Here is a 19,176-nt window from a genome sequence, read left to right as displayed (position 1 = left end):
TCTCTAGATGAGCCAGGATTTCATGGATCCTGAAATTTTTGCGGATTTCATTATCGAAGCCAAAGAGCATCTCGAAACTATCGAGCCGAACCTTCTTGAGCTTGAAAACAATCCCGAGAATCTGGATCTTCTGAATGAAATTTTCAGACCGATGCATTCTCTCAAGGGCGCATCAGGTTTTCTGGGATTGAACATCATCAACGGTTTGGCACATAGAGCCGAAAACATACTCGATGAACTCCGTAAAGGGGAGATCGCAGTTACTTCGGAAATTATGGACGTCATTCTGGCTTCCACAGATCTCCTGCGGCAGCTTATTGACAACCTTGATGAGCTTGGCAACGAGGGAGAAGTCGACACTTCCATCATCATCGATAGAATTGATGCCATAATGGCCGGGGATATGGCTCCCGCAGCCCCTGAACCTGAACCGGAACCTGAACCGGAGCCAGAGCCGGAAGTCGTGGAAGACCCGGAACCTGTTGAAGAGCCGGAAGAATCAGAAATTGAATTGTCGGAGGTTGAGATGGCGCAGGATTCTAACTCACCGGAGTATTCCTCCCGGAAGCAGGCGTTTCAGTTTGTGGCCATAGTCAACGAAGAAGCTGATCCGTACAAGCTTACAACTGTCGGTGAAGGGCATTTGGCTGATTTTCTTGAAGAAGCCCATGAAATAATCGAAAATCTGACCAACGGATTGCTGGAACTTGAACAGGATCCGGATGGAAATGATGATCTCATCAACGATATCTTTCGCTATTTCCACAACCTCAAGGGTAATAGCGGAATCATCGGGTTCCGCGAACTCAATTCTCTGACCCACGAAGCGGAAACTCTCCTGAACCGCGTCCGCAAGGGTGAAGTGGATGCCACCCATTTCATGATTGATCTCCTGCTTGCGGTTGTGGACGGAATTGAGGCCCTGATTGCGCATGTCAATCCTGCTTCCGGAGAAGTGCAGCCGCTTGATATCTCTCAACTCATAGATCCGCTGCAGGAAGCTGTCGAGAAGGGAGAAGTTGTCCCGCCTGAGGATGACGGACAGGAACAGGAAGTTGAGGCTGTCGAGGAAATAGAGCCGGAAGTGGAATCCCCTGCAGAGGACTCAGACGGCCTGGACCCGGAAGATGTTACAATTTTTCAGCAAACTGTGCAGCAGCAGATCGATAATATCGAATTGGCCCTGAAAACCCTGAATGAGGATTCCAATCAGAAAGATTATATTGACGGGCTGTACAGAAGCCTTGTTTCAATCCAGAATTCAGGTGGTTATATGGGTTTTGATTCTCTGCGCGAGTACGCGGAGAGAACTGCCAGCCTGGTAGATCAGGCAAGATCATCGGATATGGATTTTTCGTTGATGCTTGACCTGCTTCGTCAGGAATGCGGGATTATTTCGGAGATGATTGATGCCGCCGTGGCCGAGATCTCCGGAGAAAGTCCGGAAAAAGAATCCGCACCGAAGCCTGCTCCGGCTCCCAAACCTGAATCCGAGCCGAAACCAGCAGCCGAGCCTGCTCCGAAGCCGGAACCGAAGGCGGAACCAAAGCCTGAGCCTAAGCCTGCACCGAAAGCAGAACCAAAGGCTGAGCCCAAGTCCGCGCCCGAACCGGCCCCGAAACCAGCGGCAAAGCAAGAGCCGAAACCTGCGGCCAAGGCTGCTCCTAAGGCAGAGCCCAAAGCTGCTCCTGCGGTCAAGCCAGCCAAGGCCAAGCCTGCCGCCTCTGCAGCATCTTCCCAGCCGGTGAAGACTTCCAAGCCCAAGGCGATGTCTACTATCAGGGTCGACCACCAGAAGCTCGACCATCTGATGAACCTCATCGGAGAGCTCATCATAAGCCGCGGAAGATACACAATGCTTGCCCGCGGTCTTGAGGAAGGACAGCTTGAAGTGCCGGTCGTCGCTCAGCAGTTGACCGAGACAACCTATGCCCTTTCCAGAATTTCGGATGACCTTCAGGATACGATCATGAAGGTGCGCATGGTTGCAGTGCAGACCGTTTTTTCCCGTTTTCCGCGCTTGGTTCGTGATCTCAGCCGTAAGAGCGGCAAGAGAGTCGAATTGATAACAGAAGGCGAAGAAACCGAACTCGATAAGAGTGTTGTCGAAGAAATCGGCGATCCTCTGGTCCACCTGATCCGAAATTCGGTGGACCACGGCCTTGAGCCCGAAGAAGAACGCATTGCCTGTGGCAAGCCCCCGCAGGGGCATGTCTGGCTGCGGGCTTACCACAAGGGTAACTCGGTCGCCATTGAAGTAGAAGATGACGGACGCGGGATTGATCCTGAAAAGATGCGTAATGTCGCAATCAAGAAGGGAATCATTTCACCGGAAGAGGCTCGCAATCTGGATGACCGCGAAGCCATAGAGCTTATTTTCGCTCCCGGTTTTTCCTCTGCGGAAAAGGTTACGGACATATCCGGACGCGGTGTCGGTATGGACGTTGTGCGTAACAACATAAAAGATCTCAAGGGAAGCGTGCATATCTCTTCCGAGGTCGGCAAGGGATCCAAGTTCACTTTGACCCTGCCTTTGACCCTGGCAATCATCGATGCGCTTATGGTCCAGATCAACGGTGCCAACTACGCAATACCGCTTGATGCCGTGTCTGAAACAACCAAGATTGAGGCCGAAAGACTTACCGAGGTCAATAACAGAAAGGCCGTTACCCTGCGCGGCGAAGTCCTCGGAATAGCCGAACTGGCCGAGCTTCTGGAACAGCCGGTCAGCGACCCTGACCGTGAAGTTCTGCCGGTGGTAATCATTCATGACAACGAGCGTAGACTCGGACTTGTTGTGGACCGGCTTCTTGAACGGCAGGAAATCGTTATCAAGCCGCTTGGAAACTACCTTAACGGGTTTGATCTCAAGGGTGTTTCCGGGGCCACCATCATGGGCGACGGAAGCGTTGTCCTCATTCTTGATCCCCATGAAATATACAGCATGGCTACTGTAAAGGGCTCTTCAATGCAGTCCTGAGCAGGCTCAGACTTTACAGACTGATACAAAAAATCCCCCTGAACATGTTCAGGGGGATTTTTTGTAACCTGTACAAATGCGGCCCGGCCGCAGCCTGATGCTTACTGTGCCAGAGTCAGGTAAAGTTTCATTGCTCCGCCCAGGAGGGCTCCATGGGCAATGATCATCAGGAAAGGTGCGAAAGCCAGCCCGATTTTATGGCGCATGGGGGTCTCGCTTACCCATGTAACAATCCATATGGCGCAGCAGACGGCCACGAGGAACAGGAAGCTGCCCATGGCTGTTGCCGCGGTAATATCCGTATAGATCATTTCAAAGTTGGGATTGATCATGTAGTAGACAACTCCGGCAACTGCGGCCAGAAGGGCAAGCGTGGGAAAAAGAGCCCACCGAGCAATGACCGGAAGTGCAAATTTGTAGTAGTCGCGGCCGAAATCATCCTTGTTGCGCCGCAGCACAAGGTAAAAACCCGAGGCTGTTGCCGCAAAGGAAAGCGCCATCACCAGATAGATGCCGGTCAGGCACAGTTCCGCATTGCCGGGAAGGGCTGTGAAATGGCTGTAGAACGGAACATCCTGCACTGCAGGAGCGGCACTCTGCGCCTGGAGGGTGAAAAACAGTTTCATGATGACTGTTGCGACATGAACAGATGCGGCTCCACCGAGCAGTCCGATAATGCCCATCAATACGTGCGGAATCTTGTTCTTTTTGAACTTTTTCCATGTATATTTATATGGAAGAAGCCCGATGACGGCGATCGCAAGGGTGAGATACAGCATCATCAGCGGGGAGGCCGGGTTGATGAACCAGTCCTTGATCCACGGCAGTTTCTGGGAGAAGTAGACTGCTGATCCGCCGATGCACAGGATGAAGAGGAAATACAGGATCAGGGATAGTGCCGCGACCTGCTGGGCCAGTTTGTCATAAAAGATTTTTTTCCGGGCCTTGGCCGTGATCTCAAGGATCACCGCGATAACCGGAGCGCCGATAGCTGCCAGCGTCGTAAAATCAACGGCAGATTTGGGCAGCATCTGCACGGTTAAGAGGCCCGCAAGTCTGATCGGGTCCATGGGAATGTTCATTTTCTGCTTCCTTGAATGTTGTGTCGCCTTACAGGTAAGTTTTATCCGGAAAAAAGCAAGTCCTGCACCACGCGGTTGACGGTGCAGGCTGAGCCTGAGAGGCGGAAATCAGGGCATGTGAGAGCACATACAGCACGATTCAGCCATAAAAAGCACATTATGCAAAACAACAGCTTCTTTTTTGTGCACTTTTGCCTTAATTTCGGCCAGGAAGCAAGAGTGAGGCAGTGTTCTTCCTGTAAAAGCTGCGAGATGCTTGCCAAAGCTGTACAAGTGGCCTACGTTAAATCCGGTGAAACCTGAGCCAAATCCATTGCTTGCGAACTGATTGTCTTGTGGCTTTTTGTGTTTTCCAAAGGTAGCCAAGTCTGCGGAGTAAATTTAAATGAAATATATACGTATCCTGCCGGTCCTTCTGCTGGCTTTTGTTTTGGTAGGCTGCTTCGGCACTAAAAATACCGAACCGGATAAACCGGCCTGGGGCGGAAGTGAAGAATGGCGTTTGAAAAGCCTTGAAGAGAACTTCCTCAATTTCAAGGAAGGGTTGCGCGAGCAGAATGATCAGATAGAACGCAATCACAATGAAACTACTGCTCAGATGGAAAAACTGCAGCAGCGCATGCAGGAGATCGACAGCTCCCTTGCCGAACTCAAGGAAAATCAGCAGAAGATTCTGAGCATGCAGTCCGAAGAGGATGTTAAGGACGTCGCGGCACCGGCTGTTGCCGTTTCGGCTGCACCAGCCGAGGACGTTGTAATGGGAGGCGCCCAGAGCGGTGAGGAAAAACCGTGGATGAACGTTCCCGGTGAACAGAACGGTTCCGGACAGGTTTCGGCCGCAGCAGCTTCCGCACCCGCAAAGGGGGCTGGTCTGAGCGGTGACGCCCTCTATCAGGAAGGCGTCCGTCTGGTCATGAATGATCAGCCTCTGAAGGCCAGAGAGCTCCTTACCCGGTACCTTGGTGAAAATCCCAAAGCGGCTCTGGCACCCAATGCCCTTTACTGGATCGGCGAGACCTATTACTCGGAAAAGAACTTTGCTCAGTCCATCCTCAAGTTCAAGGAAGTCAGCAGACGTTATCCCAAGGCCGGGAAGGTTCCGGATTCAATGCTCAAGATCGGTCTTGCTTATGACAAGCTCGGTGACAGGGAAAACGCAGTCTTCTACCTCAAAACCCTTATCGATGATTATCCGAAATCGGCACCGGCCGGGATAGGCCGCAAGCGGCTTCGTGAAATCGAAAAATAGCCGGGAAGCCGTGTCTTTCGACTTTTTGAGGGAAGAGTATTTTGCCTGCCTGGCTTTGCGGCATACTCCCGGACTGGGCCCTTGTGCCTGGGGGCGGATACTCAATCATTATACAGGGGCATACGAAGCGCTGAAAGACTGCCGGAACTGGCCTGTTCTTAAGCTTGCCTCCGACGCCTGTTCGCAGAACGCCGCGTCTGAACAGTGGCGCCCTAAGGCCGAGAGTGAATACCGGGAAGCTGTGAGGTTGAGGTTGGGAATTCTGCCTTGGAGTCATCCTCTTTTTCCTCGAAAGCTGAAGGAAATAGCCGACCCGCCTGCCTGCCTCTATTATCTGGGAGACTCGGGACTGCTTGCCAATCCGGCTGTGGGCGTAGTCGGTTCTCGCAAGAGCTGCCGGTTGGGGCAGGAATACGCGAGTCGCATTTCCGGGGATCTTTCCCGCAAGGGGATAACGGTTGTTTCCGGATTTGCCCGAGGTATAGACAGCTGTGCCCATAGAGCTGCTCTCTCGGAAGTAGGGTCAACCATAGCAGTTCTCGGTACCGGTCTGGACGTGGAGGACTACCCCAAAGGCAGCGGAAACCTGCGTAAGGAGATGATAGCCGGTGGCCTGCTTCTTTCCGAGTTCACACCGGGAACAAAACCTTATTCAAATAATTTCCCTTACCGAAATCGTATAATAAGCGGTCTTTCCACAGGAGTTCTGGTGGTGGAAGCCGATGCAGCAAGCGGAAGTCTCATTACCGCCCGGCTTGCAGGTGAGCAGGGGCGCGAGGTTATGGCCATGCCCGGACCTTCCGGAGACAGCTGTTTTGCGGGGTGCCTGAGACTGCTGAAGGAGGGGGCCGCCCTTGTGGAAACGGCGGACGATGTGCTGCTGAACATCGGGCATGCTCTTGACCTGCATTCGGCAACGCAGCCTGCAACGGCAAAAGTCCAACTCCGGCGCGGTAGAGCGGAACTGCCTCTTGTAGCTGAAAATAATGTACATTGTTCATCGGCTGCGGTTGAAATGACCGTTGATATTTCCGGACTTGTACCGCCGGAGTCAGATATAGCGGCGATCCTGAAACATGAGGGAAAGCTTCATGCGGACGAGATAGCGCAGAAAACAGGTTGCGCGGCATCTCTTGTGAGTGCAACGCTGGTCGGTCTGGAAGTAAAGGGAATAGTTGTGCGCTTTCCCGGCATGTATTATGATCTCATGCGTTGCTGATTTATTGCGGCATTTTTGATTTGTACGAGGAGATGTTCAACTGATGCAGAAAATTCCAGTCAACCTGGCGGCACCGGGGATGAAACTTGCCAAGCCTGTAACCCGTGAGAACGGCATGGTCGTTCTGGCGGAAGGGCTTGAACTCACCGAAGGGATTATAAACAAGCTGCAATCAATGAACGTGGAGCGGATTGTGGTCCAGGGCAATCCCGTTGATATGGGGGATGCCGGAAACTCCTCGTGGGCACAGAAGTCCGAGCGGCTGGACTATCTTTTCCGCCGCTACTCGCGGGACAAATGGATGTTTCGGGTAAAAGGTTTTTTCCGGGAATATTTCAACCTCAAGGCCGCTGCCCAGAAAGCTGAAGAGGAAGCCGAAAGGCTGGCCCAGGAACAGGCCGCAGCCGAGGCCGCAGAAGCCGAAGCCGCTGAAAACGGAGGAGAGGCATAGGTATGGGTGAGGATCTTAAAACAAGCGTCAAAGGACAGATTCTGTCCACTTCCGACCTTCCGACCCTTCCTTCCGTTCTTGATGAAGTAAGCAAGCTTGTGGACGACCCGAACTCCTCTACGGAGCAGGTCGCCAAAGTCATCGCACAGGATCAGGTTCTTTCCGCAAAGGTCCTGAAAATGGTCAATTCGCCGATTTACGGTTTTCCGGGCCGGATTACCACAATTCAGCATGCTCTCGTTCTGCTCGGGCTGAATGTCATCCGGGGTATAATCATCTCTACGTCCGTGTTCGATATGATCCAGCAGGCCATGTCCGGTCTTTGGGAGCACAGTCTGGGATGCGCAATAGCTAGCGGTGCCATTGCCAAGGCTGCCGGTTTTGAAGACCCGGAAGAATTTACGGTGGCCGGACTTCTGCATGATCTCGGCAAGGTCGTTACCGCAGTGCAGTTGCCGGAACTGAATGCCGCCGTGGGAATGACCGTGAAGGAAAAGGACCTGACCTATTATGAGGCGGAGCGCCTTATTCTCGGGTTCGGGCATGACCGGATCAACTCATGGCTGGCCCGTCATTGGAATCTGCCCCCGAACGTGCGTGAGGCAATGACCTACCATCATCATCCGGACCGTGCACAGTTTTATCAGCAGACTGCCGCCGTTGTTCATGTGGCCGATTTCATGGTTCGCCTCTTTGAATACGGAAACGGCGGAGACGATCAGATCTCCTATTTCAAGCCTGCTGCAATGAAGATTCTCAAGCTCAAGATGAAAGATCTGGAACCGGTAATGGATGAGCTTTCCGATCAGTTTGTTGAAATTTCCGGATTTTCTTTCTAGTCGGTTCATACCAATTATTTTTTTGAAACAGTTTGTCCCGGCCACGCTCGGAGTCCGTTGCGGGCTTTGACGTTGTTATTGAGTGGTGATAAGCGTAGCCCATGGACAATAATAAGAATCACGGCCTGTTGGGATTACCCGGACAACGGGCCATCCTTGTTTCTCCGGACGAGAAACTCAAAGATATCATCCTCAAAATATGGCCTGCAGAAGTGCTTGAGTTTACATGTTATTCTCAGGCCAAGGGCGCGGTCGAGCAGCTATTCAACGATCCACCGGACCTCCTTATTGTCGACAACCGTCTGGAGGACGTTCCTGCTGTCGAGCTTGCCCGTCTGGTCAAGAGCGAGAACGTTTATCGGCAGTTGCCGGTAATCGTCTGCCTTGACGATGCTGACATTGAAACTCCCTGGAACTGGGATGAGGTCGAGGTGGATGATTTTCTGCTGCGTCCTTTTTATGCCCCTGTCATCAGAGAGAGGGTGAATCTGACCCTCTGCCGTGCCATGCGTGCTCTGGACGCCAACCCCCTTTCCAAACTGCCCGGCAACACTTCCATAATCCAGCGCATACAGACCCTTATCGACCGCAAGCAGGATTTCGCCCTGGCGTACTGCGATCTGGATTATTTCAAGTCCTTTAACGACAAATACGGTTTTTCCCGTGGCGACGAGGTGCTCATGATGAGCGCCCGCATAATCGTAAACACGGTCAAGAGCTTTGCCGGGGAGCATACCTTTGTGGGCCATGTCGGCGGTGATGATTTTGTTGTGATAACCTCGCCGGACATTATCGAAGAGGTTTGCCAGAGAATCATATTTTCATTTGACGGCATTGTGCCTAATTTTTATGACATGGAAGATCGCAAGCGTAAGTCCATTGTCTCCACAGACAGACAGGGTAATATCCAGACGTTTCCGCTCATGGCCATATCCATAGCCGTGGTTTTCAATATAAACGGGGCGCTGAAACATTATGGAGAAGCGTCCGCCATAGCCATGGGCCTGAAGAAAAAAGCAAAGGAAAATCCGAAAAGCAGTTATGTCCTCGACCGCCGCAAAAACTGATCCGCTTCCTGAGCCGGTGAATGTCTTCATGACATATATGGATGCTGAAAAAAGGTCATCCGCAGCCACTCTGCGCTCATATGAAAAGGATCTGGCACAGTTTGAGGAATTTCTGCAGGAACGCAGAAAAACGCTAGGGCGCCCGGAAGACATCAAGCCGGATCTTATTCGGGCCTGGCTTTCCCGCCTGCACGGCCAGCGTCTGGCAAAATCAACCTTGTCCCGAAAACTTTCCTCGCTCCGGTCTTTTTTCAAGTATATGACCAGGCACCGCTTTATACCGGCGGACCCCATGGTCGGAATCCGCAACCCCAAGCAGGAGATCAGACAGCCGCGTGCGCTTAATGTAGATCAGGCGGTCAGCATTATGGATTCGCAGGTTGGTGACGGGCCGGAAGAAAAGAGAGATCTTGCACTTGTCGAACTTTTGTACGGGTCCGGGCTCAGGGTCAGCGAGGCGATTGCGCTGAATATGTTTGATGCGGATACTTCAAGCGGAGTTGTGCGGGTTTTCGGGAAAGGGAGCAAGGAACGTCTTTCCCCCCTGAGCGATACAGCCCGCAAGGCCATTGATTCATATCTGGCGGTCAGGTCCGAACTGGGGCCGTCCCTCGGCGAACAGGCTTTGTTTCTGGGGAACCGGGGAGGGCGCATCAATCGCAGGCAGGTCAACCGCATACTGGCCCGCATGGCCGAGCAGGCCGGAGTTTTCGGCGGAGTGCATCCGCATATGCTTCGGCACAGCTTTGCTTCCCATATGCTGCAGTCCGGTGCGGATATGCGGGCGGTTCAGGAACTGCTCGGACACGAGCATTTGAGCACAACACAAAGGTATACTCATCTGAACCTGCAGCAGATAATGAACGTATATGACCGGGCTCACCCGTTGTCCGGCAATCAGTCGCCGGACTCGCCTAAGGAAGATGACGAGGACAGTTTTTTAAAGCTCTGATACGGAAAGTACATCCATTAACCAAGCAACACCGGAGGAAGTTTCATGAAAAAGCAGACCGCGGCCGCAGTTACAAATGCCATTGACGCCAAAAGCGAAGAGGCCAGAAAAGATGCTCTTTTTGAACTCCGCACCTTGAAAAAGGATCTGGCTCAGCTGGAGAAGGATCTTTCCGCCAAGAAGTGTGAAATAGAAGATCCTGCATTCGATCTGGTGCACAGCGCTTTTGAAATTTTCAGACATACCCAGATAATTGCGGAAAACAGAAAACTTAATCTGCAGATAGAGGAGAGCCTCGAAAAAAACTCCTATAAGGAATATCTGGATTCCAAGGGTGCAAGGGTGCTTAAAAAGCCGGAGGGCTGGCACTGGATTTCTCCTCAGGGCGAGATGCATTATCTCGGTGAGTCTTCAGATACTCAGGGGGCCGCGGAAAAGCTTGAATCCATCATGACCGCCAAGCGCAAGAAACCCGCACCCAAAAAAGCCGCTCCGAAAAAAGCTGCACCCCAAAAGGTGCCCAAGGAAGAAGTTGTCCCGGCTGAAGGGGCAGAGGAAAATAGCGACAAATAGTTCCCGGACTGCTGAAGGGAATAAAAAAGGCGTTCCGCACTGGAACGCCTTTTTGCTTTTACGATATTAAATCCTGATTACCGTGCACAGGCCTTGTCGAATTCAGCTTTGAGGTCGGTGAAGAGCTGTTTTACGGTGATGATTTTTTCTGTCTTCCAGGCATTGGAACCGGCAAAAGCGAATCCGTTTTTGAGCTTACCGCGCTGGGCGTTGATGAGCGCCGAGGCAATGCAGTAGGGGCTCTGCTCCACTTTGCAGCTCTTGATGCAATGGAACGGGCATTTGAACGGGGACTTCTGGCCGCTGCTTACAGCTTTGAGGAAGTCGTTGTTCACCGCGCGTCCGGGCAGTCCCACCGGGCTCTGGATAATGGCCATGTCTTCCTTGGTGGATGTTACATAAGCCTGCTTGAATTTTTCATCCGCATCACACTCGTGCGTGGCCACGAATCTTGTTCCCATCTGTACGCCTGCAGCCCCCATGTGGAGGTATTTGCAGATATCTTCACCTGTGTACACACCGCCGGCGGCGATTACAGGTATGGTCTTCCCGGTCTGTTCTTCAAAGGGCTTTACAGCCTTGATGACTTCGGGAAGAATTTTTTCAAGCGCGAAAAGCGGGTCGTCGATCTGTTCGCGTTTGAAACCGAGATGTCCGCCGGCCATGGGGCCTTCAACGACAAAAGCATCGGGTATGTAATCGAATTTCGAAATCCATTTTTTGCAGATAATTGTTGCCGCCCTGCCGGAGGAGACAATGGGGACCAGCTTGGTCTTTGCACCTTCGGTAAGGTATTTGGGCAGGTCCAGGGGCAGTCCTGCTCCGGAGAAAATGACATCGGCTCCTTCCTTGACGGAGGTGCTTACCATGTCGGCAAAGTTGGAGAGAGCAACCATGATGTTCACTCCGAGAATGCCGGAAGTCATTTCCTTGGCTTTTCTTATTTCTTCGGCAAGAGTTTCTATGTGCGCCTTGGCCTGGTCTTTATAGCTGTTTTTGCTGGTAAGTCCGATCATGGCTGCAGCAATAACACCTATGCCGCCCTCTTTGGCCACAGCGGAAGCAAGACCGGAAAGAGATATTCCGACTCCCATGCCTCCCTGAATTACGGGCACTTTGGCAACAAGGTCGCCAATTTTGAGCTGAGGAAGATTCATACTTAAGTTCTCCTGTGCTGTATATTTTAAAACCGCTCCTCCCCGTAGCAATGCTAAAGTCCAACAATGGCACGGTGATGATCTCCTTTGATGCAAACACCGGTTTTGTTTCTTTAGAGCGGATTTTGTGTCCGAGGAAAGTTTTTTCCTGTATGGGAGTTTAAGTCAAGTCTTTTTTAATGTTACAGCTCTGTGGCGACAATGTTGCGTGATGATTTTTCAATGCAACTAGGTATACATTCTTTACTGTATGTATTTCTCCACAATCATTTCAGCAAAGTACATGGAACTGGTGAATGCCGGTGATATGGCGTTCAGCACGTGGACGCTTTTGCTGTCACTTTCCACCAGAAAATCCATGACCAGTTCGTTGCGCTTCAGGTCCACCAGCTGCGGGCGTATTCCGACCTTGGGCGAGTTGACTATGTCTTCGGGATTCAGTTCTTTGACCAGTTCCCGTGCATCGTTGAAAAAGCATTTGAAGAAGTATTTGCGCGGTTCCTCAAAGGCCAGAGTCCGGAATTTGGGGTTGCGGAAAAAGAGGATCGCGTCGCGCAGCATGATGTCGAACGCTTCCTTGTCCATGCCGGAAAGAATGCCGTAATTCTCGCGTCCGAATGCCGGAATGGCGGTAGGTCCGAGATACACATCGCCCGATGCCCCGCGAGTGAAATGGATGCCCAGAAATGGGTTTTTGATATTCGGAACAGGGTAGATGCTGCCCCGTATGGTGTGGGCTTTATCCTTTTTCAGCTTCTTGTAGATGCCTTTGAATGGGATGAGTTGGTAGCCTTCTCCAAACCCGAATGGACGGGCCACCTGGTCGCTGTAGGAGCCTGCGGCGTTGATGAAAAGCCCACAGCTAATTTCTCCCTTGTCAGTGACGATAACATTGTTGGGTTTTGCAGTAATGAACTTTGTACCAAGCATAAAAGTGACTTTTCCGCTTGTTTCGAGATCATGATACAGTGATTTCATTACCGCTTTAGGGTCTACAACAGCAGTGTAATGTGAAAATAAAGCTTCATTTGTTGTTTTTGCATTGGGTTCGATCTTTGCGAGTTGTTGCTCATCAATGATGTCGACCTTGGCTCCGTTTGCTGTTGCCCGACTGTGCAGTTCGTGAAGGGTGGTAAGTTCGGATTCGTTACGTGCGACGATCACCTTTCCGGTTTCCAGCAGAGGCAGATTTTTTTCTCTGCAGTATTCTTTCATTCTGAAGTTGCCGGAAAGACATGAAACAGCGCGCAGGCTGCCAGGTGCATAGTAAATGCCCGCATGCAGAACGCCGCTGTTACGACCGGAAGCGTGTTTAGCAACTTCATCTTCCTTGTCGATGATGAGAATGTTTTTGTGTCCTCTGGAGAGGAGTTCCCTGGCAACGGTAAGGGATACTATCCCCGCACCGCATATCATGATGTCAAATGTCTTCATATCTTATTGTTCCCTTTTGTAATATTGTAAGCCGGCACTATTCATTAGGGCCGGATTAAAGTCAAACCGTGTCTGCACGGATTTTATCATGATCCGCATGCTTCCCGGTACGGGCACCACTGGCACTGTCCTGACCGGATAGGGCGGAATTCCTTTTCGTGAAGCATGTTCCCTATGATCGCCCCGGTCAGTGCCGGGATTTTGTTTTCGATTATTTTTTGCCGTTCCTCGGCTTCCATGTCGGCATCGAAAAGTTCTTTTTCCCGTCCTTCCTTTACCAGTTCCACCAGTGCTGCCTGTCGCGGCAGTTTACCGGATGTACTGTGATCCATCAGCAGGTATAACGGGAGTTGCAGGCTGTCCGCTTCGCGTTTCACGGTTTCCAGAAAGGATGAGCCGTCTCGGCTTATTTCTTCCGGGGAATCGAAAACCGGTCCCCATACGGATTCATCGGACCAGAAAGATTTTTTAGGCAGGTGCAGCCCGCCGGTCTTGTAGTCCAGCACATGGCGTTCCCCGCCGCGCAGGTCCACACGGTCAATGCGGCCCTTGATGCCTATCTTGAGCCCTTCAATTTCGATTTCCGTCCGCGAATCGGATTCCAGTTCAAGGACTTCGGTCTGCCCGATATTATCAAGGAACAGGGAGAGTCTGTTGCAGCCTGCTCCTGCAAGAGATTTCCTTATGTCATATGGAAGGTCGATATAGAGGGAATCCCTTTCCAGCCTGCTCAGAAAAAGCTCCTCAAGCCTTCCTCCGTCAAGGTCTTTGCCGCAGATTTCCTGCCCCATGTGCGGCAGCAGAAAATCCTTGAGCACTGAGTGGATCAAATCACCGAATCCTGCACGGTCGCCTTCCTGATCTACTGTTGCACATTCCCGCACACCGGAAAGGTAGCGGAAGAAGAAATTCTTCGGACAGCCCACGTAACAATCAAGTGCGGAAGGGGAAAGCCCCTTGTTTTTCAGCATGGAGCGCAGTTTTCCTGCCACCGGTTCCTTGGGGATGGAGGCAGGCGTATTCACGATTGCTCCCACCGGAAAACTGACCGCCTTAAGTGGAAAATTGTCCGAGGGTGTTATTATTTTCCCCTGTCGTTGTTCTATCTCCCAGAGCAGTTGCTCCACGAATCTTGAGCGGATGCTTCTGGAATCCAGAAGTCCCGGCTGCACTCCGCTCTGGTAAAAGATACATGTTTCTTCGCTGCCCATGATCAGGCGGTAGAAGTTGTATGTGGCCACGGATTCCCTTTCCCGCGAATCCGGCAGGCCGAGCAGATGACGCAACGGGTCCGGCAGCAGCGGATCGTACGGGTCCGTGCCGGGCAGTTTTTCTTCCACCGTATCAAGAATGAAGGTGCGTCTGAATGTCAGCAAACGGCTTTCAAGCATCCCCAGCACCTGAAGACCGGATATCGGGTCCGGTTCAAAGGATACCCTTTGGGCTGAGAGCAACTGGCGGAAAATGGAAAAGCAAAGCGATCTGCCGAAAATTTCATTGCCCAGAGAACTCTCCCGCAGTTCGGGTATTACCTCGTTCATGAGCCTGAACAGGCATTCGGAGTCCAGCAGGTATCGGTTCCAGAGCGTGCCGCCCCTGTTGCGCAGCATTTCGGCCATGGCCTGCAGGGCATCGGCCAGTTCGGAAAGGGTTTCGATATCCCTGAATCCGTCAATGCAGACCCGCACGACCTCGGCACGGAGTTCCTCGGTTATTTCGGGTTGGGCTATGAGAGAGCCGTCTGCAGCACTGTAGACCGGGCTGAAATCATCAGGATCTGTGTATGGCGCACCGTTTCGCAGAACAGTTTCCCACTGGTGAAAGATGGTCCGCAAGGGCTGGTCGCCGTCCACTTCCAGCATTTTAAGGTACGGATGCCGGATCAGGCCCAGGATGTCCCGCCAGCGGAAGGTGTTCCCATTGCGGTTTTCCTGCAGCGTGAGCACTGCTTCCACAAGGTTGCCGAGTGCGGAACGCTCCAGCGGATAGCCCATGCTTATGTTGACGTCCTGTTCCGGCAGGTGATGCATGACCGGGAGAAGCAGCGAGGTGTCCGGTAGAATGACGGCGCAGTCACCGGACTCACGGGCGCAGATTTCCTCCCGCATGGCTGCAAGCTGTGAATGGCGGTCGAATCCTTCGAAAAATTTCAGGTCCGGAAGTGCGCAGCCCCCGTGCGCGGGACTTTCGCTTACCGCCTGCGCTTTCCAGTCACGCAGCCAGTTGCGGTGTTCCTTTACCGCGAAATGGCCGTTTTCGCCTTCCGCAAGAGCCGGGTCTCCGTGCCAGATAATGGTGAGTCCCAGTTCTTCCCATAGGTAGCGGAAGAAGATGTCTTCCACGCCGCTCAGACCGTAGAACCCGGCGAGGTATAACTTCCGTCCGCCTAGAACCGATTCCAGCCCGTCAAGGTTGCGCACCAGATTGCGGGCTTCCAGTCCCGGTGTTGTCCAGCCCCGTCTTTCAAGTTCCTCCACGTAGCGGACATAGATGGTTTCCAGTTCGGCGAGCAGGGCGGCTGCCCATTCCATGACTTCGCCCTGAAGCATTTCCAGATTTCGCGGCTTAATGTCCTGGCGCAGAAGTTCTTCCAGCAGAGAGGCCAGTCTGGTACCCCAGGGAAAAAACTGCTGCAACTCCGCAGGCATGGCGGAAAGAGGTCCGCTGGATTCCGTGCGCAGTCTTTCAATAATCCTGAAAAGCAGTCCGACCTGATCCAGTCGGCCTATCCGGCGGGGAGAACTGGCCGTCAGCCTCGGAATAAGTCTGGAAACGAAATCGGAGAAAGAATAAATTTCCGGAAGAATACACGGCTTGGGCAGATTTTCCGATGCCGCCAGTGCCTTCTTGAGGTATCGGGCCGGACGATGGTGCGGGACTATGACCGTCACGGCACTCAGGTCACCTCCGGATTCCGAGATCAGAAGCGAAGCCAGACTTTCTATGAAGTCCTGCTTCCATGAAATAATGCGGACGGGAGTACCATTACTCATCATAATGTCACCTCCCGGATGAATTTCCCGTCAAGGTAGACCAGCACTCCTCTCAACTCCTTTTCTTCGCCGTACATATCTCGCAGCAGGGACAGATATCTTTTGACCTGTTTTTCGTTTTCGTGAGTCGGCTGACCTGTCTTGTACTCTACCACCAGCCCGCTTTTTTCTTCCAGAAGCAGAAGGTCGGCCCGGTGGGTTTCGCCTTTTCGGTCCATGATGGAGACTTCCGGCCTGCCAAGTTCCACGGCCCTGCGTACTTCCGGGACCGAGAGGGCCCATACTCCCATGGCCGTGACTTCCGGGACCAGAGTGTCGTGCTCTTCGGTCACAGCCGGGAATTTGGCGAAAGCAGCTTCGGCGCTCTTACGGCAGTCAGCTTCATCATCTCCGGTCAGGATCAGGTTTTCCATGGCGCAATGGGCCAGTTCCCCGCGCATCCTTGCATCGTAGGAGTAGTCTTCAAGATTGTGCCGATAGACCCGCAGTCTCGGCAGCCAGCTCATGAGTTCGGTCTGCAAATTGGTGCCCGTAGCCCCGGCGTCCTGTTGCGGCAGTTCCGCTCCCTCGTGATCTTCTACGGATTCTGTGCTTGCAGCTTTTTGATCAACCGGCTGCGTTCCCTGCTCGAACAGACCTTCTTCAGTGAACCGGTCCGCAAGAATCAGTTCGATGGAAGCCAGAGCCGGTGACAGCCCCTTTGTCTTTTCGGCGGGCAGGAATCCGTATAGTTCCTCACCCGCGCGGGTCCAGGCCACATAAAGCAGGTTAAGCTGCTCTATGAACATGCGGGTGCGGTTTTCATAATAGATGTCGCCGAGCGAGCTGTTCATGGTGGTGAGCAGCAGCTTTCCGTCAATCTCCATATCCGCGAATGAGGTGTCCGGGCTTGAAATGGACCAGTTATGGAAGGGGACGATAATGACCGGGAATTCCAGACCCTTGGATTTGTGTATGGTCATGATGCGCACGGCATTGACTGATTCCGGCAGGGGAACCTTTTCTTCGGCAGAGGAATTTTCCCAGAAATCCAGAAAGGCGGCCAGTGATGTTCCGCGTTTTTCCTCGGCCAGATGGACTACTTCCAGAAAGCGGCGGATGTACAGTTCGTCCCGCGAATTTCTTTCAATCAGCCGGAAGCGCGAAACCATCTCGCTGGCGAGGTCGTATGGTGTCATCAGGCCGGATTTGCGCAGGAACGGAGAAATGTGCAGGTCCCAGAATTCCGGGAAGCTCTCCGCGAAACGGCGGTAGAGCGGACCTTTATCCCGTTCGCAGAGCCATTCAAAGAGGGCTTCGCGGGAAATATCCGAGATTTGTTCGAAGATTTCCTTTCCGCAGAGGAATTCCAGGAGCGCCAGATCATCCTGCGGATAGTCCAGAAATTTCAGCAGGGAAACCATCTGGCGGATTACCGGGTGCCGGTCCAGTTGCAGGCTGTTTTCGGTGATCACCGGAATATTCTTTTCCACCAGCCAGTCGCAGACCAACTGCGCGTGCGTGTTGGAGCGTACCAGCACGCAGATGTCCCGGTATTCGCGACGGTCGGTGAGATCTTTCAGCAGCAGGTTGAAACCGTCTTTGGTCTCTTCGATGATTTCAGGAGTGGTGGGAGCGAGTATTTTTTGCAGTCGGACATATCCGCCATCTCTGTTGCGGCCCTGCGGGAGTTGTTGCGATGCTCCGTCAAAAGATACGGAAATTTTCCGGGCCAGATCAAGTTGAACGTCTTCCGGCGCGTTGGGGTAGAGGATTTCGGCCAGATCAACGGCAAGGTCGTAGTCGGCGAGTGAGTCGAAGAAAAAGTTGTTGAACCCGACAACTTCAGCGAGGCTTCGCCAGTTGTATTCGAGGTCCCCCTGTTTGAATTCGGACAATCCGGCCAGTTCCGGGTCCTGGCCCACGGAATCGAAAAGCTCGGAACGGCCCCCGCGCCAGCTGTAGATAGCCTGTTTAACATCGCCCACGTAGAAAAGGCTGCCGTTCTTGGAGAGGCATTCCACTGCAAGCGGCAGCATGGCCCGCCACTGCGCTGTGCTGGTGTCCTGAAATTCGTCAATGAGCAGGTGGTGCAGCCGGGAACCCATCCGGCAGAATGCGTCCGGAAGTGCGCTTCCGCCTTCCAGCACAAAGCCTGCGATGCGGGGCAGGTCGGAACTTAGCAGCATGCCTTTACGGGACTGGTATTCGATTATATCCGCCCGGATTACCTCCGCTATGCGCAGGAAAGGAGCAAGGGCGTATGCGCCCCGCAGGATTATCGTCCGGTCGCGATAGGTTTCGTGGGCAGCCTTGAGATCGGCATAGATCTTTTCGTGATAAGGCCCGATAGCGTCCTTTGACTTTTTGTTTACACAGTCCCGGAAGCTCTCCTTGTGCAGCATGGCGGAGTCCTTGGGCTCTCCCATGAGTTCCAGGCCGGCGGAGTGGGCAAGGTATTTCTGCAGATGGGCGGATGCGGCCAGATTGTCCTTCTCAATCATTTTGCGGGTCGCGGAAACGGCGTGCATGAATTCATCGAACTGCAACTGCAGCAGCCCGGCTATTTCCTGCTGGTCGGTCACTCTTTCCGCCGGATTGTCGATCAGGTACGCGAGAATTGATTCAAGCCGCTGGCGCATCTGTTCAGCCAGCCAGAAACCCTTTTTGTCTTCATTGAGGAGCAGACTTTCTACAGCCTCATCCATCAGCTTCCTGCTCTGTTCATCGCCTTCGTCGCACTGGGAAAGAAATTTATTGAAGTTGGGTTCGAACAGGGCGTAGGGGTCGAACAGCAGTTCAAACTCTGGACTCAGGCCCAGTTCCAGTGCGAAAATGCGCACCAGCAGGTTGAGCAGGCTGTCAATGGTCCTGATGTTCAGCCTGTTGTAGCGCTGCAGGATAGGCGTGAGGTGTTTCTTGGCTGTGCCGGGAGCCCAGTCTCCTCCGAGTCCGTCTCCCGGAATGTTCAGGGCCCGGTTTTTGAGTGAGCGGACAACGCGCTCTTTCATTTCCGCTGCCGCCTTGTTGGTGAAGGTCACGGCCATGATTTCAGGCCAGCAGTATCCCAGCTCCCTGCCGGATTTGCAGACCGGGATGGAATCCTCCTCCTGCGCGCCCGCAAGCAGCGACAGGAATCTTGCGGTCAGTTCGTATGTCTTTCCTGATCCGGCTGAAGCTTTTACCTGTTTGAGCATGTCT

13 protein-coding genes are annotated in these 19,176 nt (G+C 52.9%); 8 read left to right on the top strand and 5 right to left on the bottom strand.

All coding sequences use genetic code 11. The features are described from left to right. The first annotated feature begins 7 nt into the window (after window positions 1–7). A complete protein-coding gene (locus tag ACKU4E_RS08210; protein ID WP_320170588.1) occupies window positions 8–2,980 on the top strand; it encodes an Hpt domain-containing protein in 2,973 nt (990 codons plus the stop codon). 101 nt (window positions 2,981–3,081) lie between these two features. On the opposite strand, the gene ACKU4E_RS08205 is transcribed toward ACKU4E_RS08210, so the two are convergent. Continuing rightward, complete coding sequence (locus ACKU4E_RS08205; RefSeq protein ID WP_320170587.1) at window positions 3,082–4,062, bottom strand: hypothetical protein; 981 nt, start codon at window positions 4,060–4,062, stop codon at window positions 3,082–3,084. Between the two features lie 385 nt (window positions 4,063–4,447). Here ACKU4E_RS08205 and ybgF point away from each other — a divergent pair, with 385 nt between their 5' ends. The 7 genes from ybgF (at window position 4,448) to ACKU4E_RS08170 (ending at window position 10,412) form a co-directional block, all read left to right on the top strand. Then, window positions 4,448–5,311, top strand: a complete 864-nt coding sequence (gene ybgF, locus ACKU4E_RS08200) for a tol-pal system protein YbgF (RefSeq protein WP_320170586.1) — start codon at window positions 4,448–4,450, stop codon at window positions 5,309–5,311. Further along, on the top strand, window positions 5,295–6,530 hold the full coding sequence (gene dprA, locus ACKU4E_RS08195) for a DNA-processing protein DprA (protein WP_320170585.1): 1,236 nt from the start codon (window positions 5,295–5,297) through the stop codon (window positions 6,528–6,530). The genes ybgF and dprA overlap by 17 nt, the downstream gene beginning before the upstream one ends. Before the next feature lie 43 nt (window positions 6,531–6,573). Beyond that, entirely contained in the window at window positions 6,574–6,981 is a 408-nt protein-coding gene (locus ACKU4E_RS08190; RefSeq protein WP_320170584.1) for a hypothetical protein, read from the top strand. Between the two features lie 2 nt (window positions 6,982–6,983). Further along, entirely contained in the window at window positions 6,984–7,820 is an 837-nt protein-coding gene (locus ACKU4E_RS08185; RefSeq protein WP_320170583.1) for an HDOD domain-containing protein, read from the top strand. A 101-nt stretch (window positions 7,821–7,921) separates the two neighbouring features. Then, window positions 7,922–8,887 (top strand): diguanylate cyclase domain-containing protein, encoded by a 966-nt coding sequence (locus ACKU4E_RS08180; protein ID WP_320170582.1) that lies wholly within the window; start codon window positions 7,922–7,924, stop codon window positions 8,885–8,887. Further along, window positions 8,862–9,839 carry a tyrosine recombinase XerC gene (locus ACKU4E_RS08175; RefSeq protein ID WP_320170581.1) on the top strand — a complete coding sequence of 326 codons (978 nt, stop codon included), beginning with the start codon at window positions 8,862–8,864 and terminating at the stop codon, window positions 9,837–9,839. Before ACKU4E_RS08180 ends, ACKU4E_RS08175 begins: the two co-directional genes overlap by 26 nt. 45 nt (window positions 9,840–9,884) lie before the next feature. Next, entirely contained in the window at window positions 9,885–10,412 is a 528-nt protein-coding gene (locus tag ACKU4E_RS08170) for a hypothetical protein (protein ID WP_320170580.1), read from the top strand. Between the two features lie 77 nt (window positions 10,413–10,489). On the opposite strand, the gene ACKU4E_RS08165 is transcribed toward ACKU4E_RS08170, so the two are convergent. From ACKU4E_RS08165 to ACKU4E_RS08150, 4 genes are all read right to left on the bottom strand, one after another. Next, a complete protein-coding gene (locus ACKU4E_RS08165; RefSeq protein WP_320170579.1) occupies window positions 10,490–11,569 on the bottom strand; it encodes a nitronate monooxygenase family protein in 1,080 nt (359 codons plus the stop codon). A 243-nt stretch (window positions 11,570–11,812) separates the two neighbouring features. Then, window positions 11,813–13,003: an L-2-hydroxyglutarate oxidase gene (lhgO, locus tag ACKU4E_RS08160; RefSeq protein ID WP_320170578.1), complete on the bottom strand. Its 1,191-nt coding sequence runs from the start codon at window positions 13,001–13,003 to the stop codon at window positions 11,813–11,815. 86 nt (window positions 13,004–13,089) lie between these two features. Continuing rightward, window positions 13,090–15,999: a PD-(D/E)XK nuclease family protein gene (locus ACKU4E_RS08155; RefSeq protein ID WP_320170577.1), complete on the bottom strand. Its 2,910-nt coding sequence runs from the start codon at window positions 15,997–15,999 to the stop codon at window positions 13,090–13,092. Beyond that, the gene (locus tag ACKU4E_RS08150; protein ID WP_320170576.1) at window positions 15,996–19,172 is read right to left on the bottom strand and encodes a UvrD-helicase domain-containing protein; all 3,177 of its coding nucleotides are present in this window, start codon (window positions 19,170–19,172) and stop codon (window positions 15,996–15,998) included. Before ACKU4E_RS08150 ends, ACKU4E_RS08155 begins: the two co-directional genes overlap by 4 nt. Between the last annotated feature and the right edge of the window lie 4 nt (window positions 19,173–19,176).

This window comes from Maridesulfovibrio sp. (assembly GCF_963677005.1).
Taxonomy (GTDB): Bacteria; Desulfobacterota; Desulfovibrionia; order Desulfovibrionales; family Desulfovibrionaceae; genus Maridesulfovibrio.
The sequence above is the reverse complement of the archived record's forward strand: the minus strand, read 5'-3'. Positions and strand labels throughout refer to the sequence as shown.

What these genes read in the sequence shown, in the direction of transcription:
- ACKU4E_RS08165 (WP_320170579.1), bottom strand. Translation starts at nt 11,569, where the DNA reads ATGAATCTTCCTCAGCTCAAAATTGGCGACCTTGTTGCCAAAGTGCCC.
- ACKU4E_RS08180 (WP_320170582.1), top strand. Translation starts at nt 7,922, where the DNA reads ATGGACAATAATAAGAATCACGGCCTGTTGGGATTACCCGGACAACGG.
- ACKU4E_RS08210 (WP_320170588.1), top strand. Translation starts at nt 8, where the DNA reads ATGAGCCAGGATTTCATGGATCCTGAAATTTTTGCGGATTTCATTATC.
- ACKU4E_RS08155 (WP_320170577.1), bottom strand. Translation starts at nt 15,999, where the DNA reads ATGATGAGTAATGGTACTCCCGTCCGCATTATTTCATGGAAGCAGGAC.
- ACKU4E_RS08205 (WP_320170587.1), bottom strand. Translation starts at nt 4,062, where the DNA reads ATGAACATTCCCATGGACCCGATCAGACTTGCGGGCCTCTTAACCGTG.
- ACKU4E_RS08170 (WP_320170580.1), top strand. Translation starts at nt 9,885, where the DNA reads ATGAAAAAGCAGACCGCGGCCGCAGTTACAAATGCCATTGACGCCAAA.
- lhgO (WP_320170578.1), bottom strand. Translation starts at nt 13,003, where the DNA reads ATGAAGACATTTGACATCATGATATGCGGTGCGGGGATAGTATCCCTT.
- ybgF (WP_320170586.1), top strand. Translation starts at nt 4,448, where the DNA reads ATGAAATATATACGTATCCTGCCGGTCCTTCTGCTGGCTTTTGTTTTG.
- ACKU4E_RS08150 (WP_320170576.1), bottom strand. Translation starts at nt 19,172, where the DNA reads ATGCTCAAACAGGTAAAAGCTTCAGCCGGATCAGGAAAGACATACGAA.
- ACKU4E_RS08175 (WP_320170581.1), top strand. Translation starts at nt 8,862, where the DNA reads ATGTCCTCGACCGCCGCAAAAACTGATCCGCTTCCTGAGCCGGTGAAT.
- ACKU4E_RS08185 (WP_320170583.1), top strand. Translation starts at nt 6,984, where the DNA reads ATGGGTGAGGATCTTAAAACAAGCGTCAAAGGACAGATTCTGTCCACT.
- ACKU4E_RS08190 (WP_320170584.1), top strand. Translation starts at nt 6,574, where the DNA reads ATGCAGAAAATTCCAGTCAACCTGGCGGCACCGGGGATGAAACTTGCC.